Below are 11,752 nucleotides of genomic sequence, written 5' to 3'. Positions count from 1 at the left end.
TGATGGGGTTAGAGGGGTGATTAGGCGGCGATTTTATTCATTTCTGGACGATAGATCACCAATCCCTTTGCCAACAAAGCATCGATTGTGGTTGGTCTGGTTGGCAGAAAGTTGATCTTGTCGTCTTTGGTTGCCAAAATCTTGCAGCCGTAATACTTTTCCAAACGCTCTGTGACCTTGCTAATATGCATCGTGCCGATGTTTGTCAACGTCCAGCCATTCTTCGCTTGATACAGCCACATCTTGTCTGTACTGGCTGGTGGTTTACTGATTTCTGGTTTGCGGACTGGTGATGCACTGACTTCTGGTTTACGGGTTTGTGGTTTACGGCTAGTTGATTCAGCCTTGGTATTGCTGGCTGCTACTGCTTGTTCGATCTGTTTGACTGGGATTTTGGAATTGATGTGAACAATCAAGGCTCTAGTCGTTACGTTTAGTTCATCTTGGCTCAATTTGGCAATCATTTTAGTTGCCAATTCTGCGGGTGTATCGAATCTTAGTTGACGTGACATGATTTTAGTTTCCTGACTTTAAGTTGTTGTTGACAATTGCTCACGGACTTTACGCGGTAGCGTTCTTCTTGCTTCTCAAGCTTGTCAATGCAGATGTCATTCTTTGACGGATATCCACATTGACAAGCTCACTTTCGACCTATACATTCAAGTGATATATCAACTCCTTCTTTTTCAATGTTCGCCAATTGGGAATTTTGCGCTCTCTTGCTAAAGGTCTTAATTCTTGAACTGTCATTTTCGAGATTGGCTTTGTAGCTGCTTTTGCAATGATTTCAGGCTTTTCGTCCTGTTCTAATACTTCTAGTTTTGGTGCGACTTTAGCTGAGGATAGAGTTAATGTTGATGCTGGTAGCAATGTTTCTGTAACCGTAAAAGTCTTTGCTGTGGTTACATCGGTTGGAATCTGAGAAAGAAGGGATTGCGTGGTGGGTTCAGCGCTTAGAAATGATAGTAGGGCATAGATTAGTGCGGTCAATAATCCCAGTAATGCGATCAGACTCACTGTCACTAGAGCCTCGATGGCGATCGCGAAAATTGATGGTGTTTTCATGTGTTTTCCTGATAGTTGTTAATTTTTTCAATACTGCTGTAGAACTGGTCTAGCAATCTTTGCTCATCCAATCGAATTGAAAAGCGATCGCTAGACTGATTTTTAGTTCAATGCTCTTACGGCATTTTTTTTAGAAAAGATTTGCGGGAAGCTGTCATGCAGACTTTCCAGATGGTTCTCTGCTACTCGGCGGCAATGCCCTTGATCTGTGGTGTACGAATTCATTGTGGCTTTGGCAAAGAACTCGGCGCTGGTCAACAATTCCATTACTCCCGATCCAATCTGGGAGAGTTGGTCTGGATATTTGGTGAGATATTCCCCTAGTTCTTGGACGCTTTCTCTTACGGATTCCAACAACAAATTTTGACATTGGATTGTCCGCTTTGTGCCATCGGAGAATGTCAAGATTTTTGTGCCATCAATTAAATCGGATACGCTTGCATTCATCGATTTAGCTAGGGCAATCAACTGTTTTGTGGTCTTCAAGCATCGTGCTTTCGATCTGAATATCTGTGCTTTTGTCTTGCCTGTCAGTGAGTTTATGGCTACTTGCATCGGGTTGCTTTTCCTAGTTTGTCAATCGGTCACTGACTTCCAGCGTAAGCGCTCTTTATCTATATTGCTTTTGACAATGTTATTATGAGTTGCATTCAAGTTATAAATATGGCTATGTCAGATCCTTTAACGGCTAGTGTATTGGTGGGTTTGGCAGTTCAAAAGTTTGTTGATTCTGGTGCTGGTGAGCTTGCTAAGAAATTTACGACTGAGGCGATCGCTAAAATTCCTGAGCTATGGCAACAAATCAAAAATAAGCTACAGGGAAAATCTGCGAAGGTCGATGAGGCTTTAGTGAAGTTAGAATCGGGCGATCGCTCTGCCATTGATACTGTGACTAAAAACTTAGATGTGGTGTTGGATGATGAGCCTGAGTTTGCGAATGAACTCAAACTTTTAGCACAAACGATTCAAGCTGGCAAGATTCAAGATAACAGTACGATGACTCAGAACAATTCTGATAATGCGAAAGGTTGGCAGACTAAGGTTGAGGGTGGTACTGCTTACATTGGCGAGATTCATATTCAGCACGGTCAAACTCCAAATTCCTAGTTAAAACGATTAGTTAAGAGCGATCGCTAATGTCAGATTTAATTACGCAACTATGTCAGCTAACGGCGGAAATCCTGCAAGATAATCCTCATGCGGATTTGGCTCGATTGGTGGGACTGGTGAAACAGGGTATTGATGCTAATTCACAGTTAGGTCAGGCAATTCAAAGCGATCGCCAATTGATTCAAATCAATGAAGGCAATGCCAAAGGATTTCAAACCTTGGTTACGGGTGGTATTGCCAATATTGGCATTCACCTAAACGATGTGAATCGGGAAACGTTGCAGGAGGTTTTACAGGAGGCATTAGGAGACTTACTAAAGTCATTGCAAAAGCAAATTCCTAGCAATGTGCGACATGGTTCCAAAAACTTTGTGGGGCGAGAGGAAGAACTTGCGGATATTCATACAAAGTTGCAAGATGGTCAGGGTGTGATCGTTTGTGCGGTAGAGGGTATGGGTGGTGTCGGTAAGACCGAACTAGCGCTGCAATATGCGACTCGCTATCAACAGGAATATGTGGCGCGGTATTGGTTGCCTTTGCGAGAGATGGGATTGGCTCAGGCAGTGGTGACGATGGCTAGTCCTTATCTTGACTTACCCGAACCAATGCAGTCGGCTAGCCTAGATGAACAAGCAGCATGGTATTGGCAAAACTGGTTGCCTGACACTGGCAAGTTGTTGGTGATTCTCGATGACGTACCGAAAGCAGAGAGTATTCCCGATGTGGCGATGCCCATCGATCCGCGTGTGCGGGTATTGGTGACGACGAGAGAACGTGAATTGAATGTGGGTTTTGAGTCTGTGCCTCTGGATGTTCTGTCAGAGGAGAAAGCACTGGAACTGTTAAGAAAAATAGTTGGCGCGGCAAAGGTAGATAAAGAACTTGTCACGGTCAAAGAGATTTGCAATACTCTGGGCTATTTGCCCTTGGGCATAGAGTTAATCGGTGAATACCTGAGAAAAAATCGCTTTCTGACTTTTGCCAAGTTACAAGAAAGGTTAAATCTTGCCGATGAATCAATTGCACGGGAACGCAAGCATCGGTTTTATGGATATCGTGGGGTGGAAGCAGCAATCCAACTGAGTTGGGATGACATCAGTACTGGCTCTCAGAGAGTGGCGATGTTGTTAGGGCTATTTGCACCTGTTGAGATTTTGTGGGAGTTGGTGGCTGGGATTGGAGCAAGTGCCGAAATTACGGAAGTAGAACTGAATGAGGCAAGAGGGCAGTTAGACAGTTTACATTTGATTCAACCAATTGATGAAGAATGCAACTTTTATAAGATTCATACTCTAGTCCGCGAGTTCTTTCGTACCAAGCTATTGAAAGCTGAAGAGAATCATCAGTTTCGGCAAGCATTTGTAACCAGTTTGCTGGATGTTGCCAAAAAAATACCCGAAACACCAACGCGAGATTTGATTGCAAGGTTAGCTCCTGCTATCCCTCATCTGGATATCCTGAGTCGCGAAATGCTAGGCGATATTCTCAATCCTGAAGAAGATTTGATTGGGGCATTCATAGGAATTGCGACATTTTATAAAGGACAAGGACTATACACATTAGCCGAAGCTCCGTATCAAAGATGTTTAGATGAGGTGAAGAAGATTTTAGGATATTGCCATCCCGATGTCGCCGCCAGTCTCAACAACCTCGCATTGCTGTACTTTTCGCAAGGCAGATATGAAGCATCTGAACCGCTCTATCAACAAGCCCTTGCACTGTGGCAAGAACTTTTAGTCGATCACCATCCCGATGTCGCCGCCAGTCTCAACAACCTCGCAGCGCTGTACGAATCGCAAGGGAGATATGAAGAAGCAGAACCACTATATCAACAAGCCCTTGCACTGTGGCAAAAACTGTTAGGAGATCGCCATCCCACTGTTGCCACCAGTCTCAGCAACCTCGCATTGCTTTACTATGGGCAAGGGAGATATGAGGAAGCAGAACCACTTTTTAAACAAGCCCTTGCACTGAGGCAAGAACTGTTAGGAGATATTCATCCCGATATTGCCACCAGTCTCAACAACCTCGCATTGCTTTACAATTCGCAAGGGAGATATGAGGAAGCAGAACCACTTAATATACAAGCCCTTGCACTGTGGCAAGAACTGTTAGGAGATATCCATCCCACTGTCGCCACCAGTCTCAATAACCTCGCATTGCTTTACAATTCGCAAGGAAGATATGAGGAAGCAGAACCTCTTTTTAAACAAGCCCTTGCACTGAGGCAAGAACTGTTAGGAGATATCCATCCCGMTGTTGCCACCAGTCTCAATAACCTCGCATTGCTTTACAATTCGCAAGGAAGATATGAGGAAGCAGAACCACTTAATATACAAGCCCTTGCACTGTCGCAAGAACTGTTAGGAGATCGCCATCCCACTGTCGCCACCAGTCTCAACAACCTCGCAGAGTTATATCGTTCGCAAGGGAGATATGAGGAAGCAGAACCACTATATAAACAAGCCCTTGCACTGTGGCAAGAACTGTTAGGAGATCGCCATCCCTCTGTTGCCACCAGTCTTAACAATCTCGCAGAGTTATATCGTTCGCAAGGGAGATATGAGGAAGCAGAACCACTTTATAAACAAGCCCTTGTACTGAGGCAAAAAATGTTAGGAGATCGCCATCCTGATGTCGCCTCCAGTCTCAACAACCTCGCATTGCTTTACAATTCGCAAGGGAGATATGAGGAAGCAGAACCACTTAATATACAAGCCCTTGCACTGTCGCAAGAACTGTTAGGCGATCGACATCCTGATGTCGCTACCGGTCTCAACAACCTCGCAGTTTTACGTTATAACCAAAGTCGCTACGATGAGGCGGAGGCGCTATTTTTGCAAGCTCTAGAAATTTGGGAATCTGTTCTCGGTAGCAATCATCCCAATACGCAAAGCGCTAAAGAATCCATTGCCTATTTACTGGCAAATCGTCCAAATTAAGGAACAATCAAATGGCAAAAGATTTATTTCATGATGCAGTCAGAAATGCCCTAATCAAAGATGGTTGGCAGATTACAGAAGATCCATTATTTTTGAAAATAGGAGGTGTTGAACTTTATATCGATCTTGGAGCCGAAAAATTAATTGCCGCCGAACGAAACAACGAAAAAATTGCAGTAGAGATTAAAAGTTTCATCAATCCCTCATCGCTTACGGACTTTCATCTGGCGATGGGACAATTTTTAAACTATCGAGTAGCATTAAAAGTAGGAGATCCAGAACGAAAACTGTTTCTAGCCGTGCCAGATACCGCCTATCGAGCTTTTTTTCAAAAAGAATTTGCGCGTATGGTCATTGCCGAATATCAACCTGAAATTCTAGTTTATGATATTGAAAATGAGGTGATTGTCACATGGAAAATCTAGAGAAAATTGGTAAATATCGCGCCATTATCAAACAAATCCTCAGCCAATATGCATCCTACAAACCCTCCTATGGCGATATTGAGATCCAAACCCTATTTGATACAGAACAGGATCATTATCAAGTTCTAGGCGTTGGCTGGAACAAAAAAGAAAGGATCTACGGTTGTTCCATGCACTTAGATATTAAAAATGGCAAAATTTGGATTCAAATCAACAATACCGAACTCGATATTGGTCAAGCCCTTGTCGAAAAGGGTGTGCCAAAAGAAGATATCGTCATCGGTTTTCAGCCCGTTTATATCCGTCAAGTGTCAGGCTATGCGATCGCATAACCACTTCAGCGATCGCCTCTTTACCTTTGCTCTTGTCTCCCCTTTTGATTTTCAGCAATAACTTTAAGAGCGCGATCGACATTCTGAGCATCTTTCACAGTCACCTGACTCTGAGCAACTTCTAATCCTTTTTGCACCAGCAATGGTACATATTCAATATTTCCTTGCTTCAAGGTTTTTGTATCTAAAGTCAACGTATCCGTAGACTGCTCCCACATTGCCCGATATTTACCTTCATTCCCTTTACGCTCAAATACAAGATTCCCATTTTGAGATCCCACATATTCGCTCGGAGTAGCCAATACTTCTCGCCACTGCGATGCAATGTGCTGACTCAGTAACTGACCATCCTTAGACATCGCTTGCTGAGATTTTTCGGATATGCTCTCACCTGCAATGATTTCTTGGATGCGATCTACATATTTCTCGCTCTTACCCAGATATTGAGCAGTTTCTCTCCATGCCTCTAGTTTCTGAATATCCGCAACGATAGAATTTGTGACCCTCTCGATGATAGGAAATGGCACAATTTTACCATCGACATAATCCCCCAACGGATGAAAGTGCATTCCCCATGTGTTGCTATGTCCTTGAAATGTCAATAATTCCTTAGCCCCATGCTTTTCCATACCCACCCATTGTTTCTGATATTCCCCATCAGTCAACATTTCCTGTGAGATTTTGTATTGTTTTCCCACTTGAAAAGCGACTTTCTGCTCCCCTGCATAGGCGATCGCGATATCTCCTTCCTTAAAGTTATAGGCGGCATAGGGTTCAAATCGCCGCGTTGTATGAGATCTTCCATGTCCGCGCATTGCTTCAATACAAGTATCCACAGGCAAGCGATTCACCTCTCCATGCATCTTCAGGGGATAAACCATCTGGATCGGTTTACCCATGATTTCTACTGGGGTTTCTGACTTTTCTCTTTGGATAGAAGTGGCGATACTAACTTCAGGAATTGCTTTGTCTTGATTCTCAGATGGGATTTCTAGGCGATCGCTGGGCTGAGTCATAGCTGGAATCGGAGTTGATGTAATTGCTTCGCGATCTCTAACAGGATCGTATCGCACTCCCATAGAGGCGAGATTTTTCCACGTTAACTCTACTAAACTAGCCTTGACTGCTTGCCCTTCATAGAGATAGGTAATTCCATTAATCCTGCCACCAGATTGCACTTGAGCTTTAATGCCAACCTGTTCGGCGGCTAGCCTTTCCACAAATTCGGTCATGGTCGGTTGGTTCTCAGATGCTTGAGCGATCACTTGTTTCAGTGCAGGAATAATTGCATCAAGGTTGACCGCTTTCTGTACTCGCTCTGGTGAAAGTCCATGCCATATTTCAGGCAGTTTCAGGGAATTTGGATCGAGTACGATGTCAGCATCTTTCTTAGTCGCTGAAAAGTTAATATTTGCTGTAAACTGCGTGCCGATTGGCATATAGGCTGCGTCGCTGTGTAGTACACCCATATTTTTCCAGCGATCGCCTTCTTGCACCTGTAGCACCCGCTTATCATAAATGGGACTGTCGGGGTTAGATTCTATACCCAGTCTGCATACTGCACCTTCATCCTGTTGCCATTGTTTATCTTTCAGTTCGTTGGTTTCATACTGCAAGCCAATTATTTTGATTTTATCAACCCGTAGTTCTTGCAGTCGCGTGGTCACTACCTCAGTAAACATCTTGCCCGCGATCGCTCGGTTATTGTTGTGCCACAGCGCCGAGGCTCTACTTTCTCGCTCTGGTTCTAGAATCGCATCACGCTGTACTTCTAAATACTTTTCCGCATCGGCAAACTTGTCATCTATGTCATTTCTGGATATTCCTAATTTAAACTCTAGTTTGAGATTGGCGAACATTCTGCCCGTTTCTAGGGTTTTGCCATAGGCTGCAATGGATGCTGGCGATATCAGTCCGATGTCCACCTTATTTTCTTGGTCAATAATCGCTACAGCTTTGTATGGATATAGCTTTTCGGTTTTCCAATCTTTGTTTTTGGCAACCTGAATATCGACACTAGCTCCTGTTCTTGCCATTTCCCAGATTGGTGAGTCACCATCGGGATTAGTGCTAATTAGGCTGACAATTTCGATGGTGTTGCCTTTAGCGGATGTGGCGGTTAGGGCAATGCCTTCTTCATGTTCTAATCTACTACGACTGGAGACTGCATCCGAAATTAGGGCATTGTATTGGGTTGATACGCTCTTTGCCCATTCTGTCTGAGCAGGTGTATGGCTGTCTTTGGGGAAGATATGGTCAAAGCGGTTGTAGTTGCGATCGCCTATCAGACTATATTCTTGATAGATCTGGTTAGCTTGCTCTACCATCCATCCGACAGGATCTTGAGTATTGGTCTTGATGCCTTCAGCACCAATGTAGGCATAGCTGTTGTCTTTGCCTTTAATCCATTCTACTTCTTTGTATTTGGCTACTTTCTGACAAAATTGATATTCATCTTCATTGACTTTTCTAGCACTTTTGGGTGTGTCAACAGCCCGTTGCAAGTTCACCGCCGCCAGACTTTCTAGATGCCAAATCAGTCTCTCTGTCTGCGTTAAACCCGTTGCTACAGCTTTTTCTCTTTCAGGCTCAGGTAGTTTCGATATGGCGGTAGAAGTTTCGCTGATTTTGACTATTTTATCGCGCCATTGATCATTGAGAATGCGAAAGGGCTTCTTGATGTCATTATCTTCAGCAAGTAGCTTTTTAAAGTGTGTACCAATGTTCTGCAAATATGCCAACTTTTCAACATCAGGAAGATACTGGGTTTCCCACCGTAAGGCTTCCAACCGCATTCCTAAATTGGCAACTCGACCTGTGGGATTGTCAGCAGCATTGACGGCGGCGCTAGCAAGGTTGACAAATCCATGTTCTAGATCGCGGGGAATCTTCTTTTCTTTTTCGACTTGAATTGGTTTGTTCTCAGGCAGATTTTTGTCGATGATTTCTTGGATTAGGATTGGATACTGCTCAATGGTTTTCTGGGAACTGGCTTCCTGTACAGGGGTTAGTTGACTGGGAATTATGCCCACGCGATCGCCATCAAAGTCAATTACTAGTCGTTTCGCATCGTTGGGATTGAGATAGCAGACTCCTCTCTGCATATAGGCTTCAGGATCTAATTCACGCAGAACTGTGAGGTTATTCGTAAATACATCAAAGTTAGCGGCATTGGCGACGGGACTACGATAGATGGCAACTTCAGATCCATCGGGTAGTCCAGTGAAACTGACTTCACCTTCTTGGAGTTGGTTATGGGGTTGAGCGATCGCGCTGGGGACGTACAGCCCTCCTGTGGCGACTTCCTGCCATTCGCTTTGGAGAAATTCTCGCAGACGTTTAGCGATATCTTCCATTTCTAATACTTGGCAATGACCGCCATCGATTAGGTCAGCTTTGAGGATGTCATACAGCCAATCTTGGTATTGTTCATTTACTGATGGGTTGTCTGGCTGTTCAAAGTTATTAGCTTTCGTGTTTTCTTGAATGCTCAAACCTAGTTCTAACGCGAGTTCTGGCTCAATAATTTGATAAATGTTATCGCGCTCTACTGTTTCCTCTTGCCTTTGCTGTTGTCGCTTTTCGTGGCGCTCTATATATAGTTGCGCTACCTTGCGTGGGTCGGATTGGGCTTCGGCTAAGCGTTCGGCTTTGATTTTGAGCTTGGGTAATACGTCTGCTTGGACTCCTTCGGGGAAGAAGACTAGAGCTTGGGTTCCCAGTTTCTGTTCGGTGAATTTAGCATCTTCTTTTCTTGCCCAGAAGAGGCTGACTTCGTGAATACCTGTAGTGGTGGTTTTGTTGTCGCCTTTGATGCTCGATCTGGCAATTATGCCATCAACTTCTAGGGCTTGACAGAGCAAACTAGCCCGACATGTACCTTTGAAAACACCTTGCCATTCGGTTACTCCTGCCCGAAATTGAAATGGACGGTCTAGTTCGGCTTGCAGTTGGTTAGCGAGATCTGGGGAGATCAGACTATAGCAATCTCCAAGTTTACTGGTGATCGCTCCCATTACTTTATCGCTGAGGATAATCCCATTGCTCAGGGTGATGGGCTGCTGTCCCCAATCGGCGGTATATGTTCCTGTGGCTGGGTCTTGGCTTAGGGTTTCATCATCAATAATCAGGATTCTGGCGCTTTCTTTGTAGATTGATGTCTTGGCTTCGGATACAGGAATGCTGCCATAGGCGACAGCATCACTATGATTGGTGAAGATTTCTTGGCTGACTTTTTCGGCGATGGCGCGATCGCCAAAGTAGGCACTTCGACCATTGGCAAGGATCATGTGCAATCCCTGCTCTTGCAGACGTTCTATGTCTCGGTCAGTGATTCCATCGTACATTTTACCGACAGCAAGTTTACTAGGATCTACAGTGCTACCAATCTTCAGTTCGAGGTAAGTATGCTCGACTGTTTTTGGCGTTATTGGTAGCTCTTGCCCAGTTTTCAGGTCAATTTGTCTAAATTTCATAGCATCGGTTTCATAGTTAGTCCGCTCTCTCTAAAAGTCAAAGTCGATTTCTTTTTCTTGTTGATTTGGTGTAGCTTCGGCTAATTTCGGCTCTGCTACTTTTGCCTTTGTCGGTTTCGGTGCAGCGTTTTCGTCATACAGGGAATACCTTGATTCATAGCGTCCGATATCGTCAAAACTGGCTAGTCCTTCGCTCAGTAGTTCTTCATAGGTATAGCCTGAATTAATCATTGCGCCAATATTTGTTCTCATTGATGTCTCTCCAAATTTATTTGTACGGAATTGTAGTTTTTAGTCAAACGGCTCTAAAATATCGGTTTTACGGATTTCTCTCTTGTCAATATTATAGTGACTGGAAATAGAAATTTCTTTACTCGCGAACAATCGCTAGATTTTTTGTCAGATTCTTTACGATATATTAGATCCGCTTTGGATTTTTTCTGGATTTAATTTCATCTTCTATGCCCTTATTTCCTCTCAATAACACCGACTTGTCCGACATTCGCTTGATTGCTTCTGATGTTGATGGCACTCTTACCCAAAATGGAAAATTCTCTTGTGATTTCATCTCCACTCTCATCGATTTGCAATCAGCAGGAATTAAAATCTTATTAGTGACTGGTCGTTCGGCGGGTTGGGTCAGTGCTTTGGTGAATTATTTACCTGTCGAAGGGGCGATCGCGGAAAATGGGGGGATATTTTTGCAGCCAAATGGAACTCAAGATTTGCTCTCTTCGGTTCCCAATTTATCTAGGCATCGCATTCTGCTAGAAAATACTTTCCATCAAATTAAGAAGTTGTTTCCGAATCTTCATCCTTCTGCTGATAATCAGTTCCGTATTACCGATTGGACTTTTGATGTCGATGATTTATCGAATGATGATATTCAAGCAATTTCTACTCAATGCGATCTGATGGGTTGGAGTTTCACGTACAGCAATGTTCAATGTCATATCAAACCAATCCATCAAGATAAGTCTACTGGCTTGCTCTCAGTTCTAAACAACCATTTCCCTGAACTCAATTCACAGCAAGTGCTAACTGTTGGCGATAGTCCCAATGATGAGGCGATGTTTGATGCCGATCTATTTCCCATCTCAGTCGGTGTGGCAAATGTTCGTCATTATCAAGACAAAATGCTGCATTTACCCAAATACGTTACTCAGGCTTCTGAGTTTGCTGGCTTCCAAGAGTTAGCCCAGCTATTGCTCAAAAATAGTGTCTTAGATGACAGTATGTAAGTGAGACAGCCCCATTCAGACTGAGATTAATGAAATTTTGATCTTTTTTTGATCTTTTATAGATCAGATCTAGAGCGATCGCTGTATGCTTAAATTGCAGTTTTTTATCTACAGGAGATTACTTAGTTAGTTTTCCCCTTCAAACACAAAAAAGCCAGTGGG

At 43.7% G+C, this 11,752-nt stretch carries 10 protein-coding genes; 5 read left to right on the top strand and 5 right to left on the bottom strand.

Annotation, left to right across the window (positions count from 1 at the left end; all coding sequences use genetic code 11):
- Positions 1-20: 20 nt before the first annotated feature.
- From B9G53_RS23735 to B9G53_RS23725, 3 genes are all read right to left on the bottom strand, one after another.
- Positions 21-512, bottom strand: coding sequence for a hypothetical protein (locus B9G53_RS23735; protein WP_094535911.1), 492 nt, complete (start codon positions 510-512; stop codon positions 21-23).
- Positions 513-651: 139 nt separating this feature from the next.
- Positions 652-1,065, bottom strand: a complete 414-nt coding sequence (locus B9G53_RS23730; protein ID WP_094535910.1) for a Rho termination factor N-terminal domain-containing protein — start codon at positions 1,063-1,065, stop codon at positions 652-654.
- A 102-nt stretch (positions 1,066-1,167) separates the two neighbouring features.
- Positions 1,168-1,512 carry a hypothetical protein gene (locus tag B9G53_RS23725; protein ID WP_141211876.1) on the bottom strand — a complete coding sequence of 115 codons (345 nt, stop codon included), beginning with the start codon at positions 1,510-1,512 and terminating at the stop codon, positions 1,168-1,170.
- 222 nt (positions 1,513-1,734) lie between these two features.
- Between B9G53_RS23725 and B9G53_RS23720 the strand changes: the two genes are divergently transcribed.
- The 4 genes from B9G53_RS23720 to B9G53_RS23705 are packed head-to-tail and all read left to right on the top strand — an operon-like array spanning position 1,735 to position 5,874.
- Positions 1,735-2,172, top strand: coding sequence for a hypothetical protein (locus B9G53_RS23720; RefSeq protein ID WP_094535931.1), 438 nt, complete (start codon positions 1,735-1,737; stop codon positions 2,170-2,172).
- Between the two features lie 29 nt (positions 2,173-2,201).
- Positions 2,202-5,117 carry a tetratricopeptide repeat protein gene (locus B9G53_RS23715; protein ID WP_094535908.1) on the top strand — a complete coding sequence of 972 codons (2,916 nt, stop codon included), beginning with the start codon at positions 2,202-2,204 and terminating at the stop codon, positions 5,115-5,117.
- A gap of 11 nt (positions 5,118-5,128) precedes the next feature.
- A complete protein-coding gene (locus B9G53_RS23710) occupies positions 5,129-5,542 on the top strand; it encodes an element excision factor XisH family protein (protein WP_094535907.1) in 414 nt (137 codons plus the stop codon).
- Positions 5,530-5,874, top strand: a complete 345-nt coding sequence (locus tag B9G53_RS23705) for a XisI protein (protein ID WP_094535906.1) — start codon at positions 5,530-5,532, stop codon at positions 5,872-5,874. The genes B9G53_RS23710 and B9G53_RS23705 overlap by 13 nt, the downstream gene beginning before the upstream one ends.
- A 20-nt stretch (positions 5,875-5,894) precedes the next feature.
- Here the strand turns inward: B9G53_RS23705 and B9G53_RS28765 are convergent, their stop codons facing one another.
- Entirely contained in the window at positions 5,895-10,349 is a 4,455-nt protein-coding gene (locus tag B9G53_RS28765) for a hypothetical protein (protein ID WP_254923786.1), read from the bottom strand.
- A gap of 30 nt (positions 10,350-10,379) precedes the next feature.
- On the bottom strand, positions 10,380-10,601 hold the full coding sequence (locus B9G53_RS23695) for a hypothetical protein (RefSeq protein ID WP_094535905.1): 222 nt from the start codon (positions 10,599-10,601) through the stop codon (positions 10,380-10,382).
- Between the two features lie 209 nt (positions 10,602-10,810).
- Between B9G53_RS23695 and B9G53_RS23690 the strand changes: the two genes are divergently transcribed.
- Positions 10,811-11,590, top strand: coding sequence for an HAD-IIB family hydrolase (locus B9G53_RS23690; RefSeq protein WP_094535904.1), 780 nt, complete (start codon positions 10,811-10,813; stop codon positions 11,588-11,590).
- Positions 11,591-11,752 lie beyond the last annotated feature (162 nt).

Origin of the sequence: Pseudanabaena sp. SR411 (assembly GCF_002251945.1) — a bacterium.
Classification (GTDB): Bacteria; Cyanobacteriota; Cyanobacteriia; order Pseudanabaenales; family Pseudanabaenaceae; genus Pseudanabaena.
This window is presented reverse-complemented; position numbering and strand designations above follow the sequence as displayed.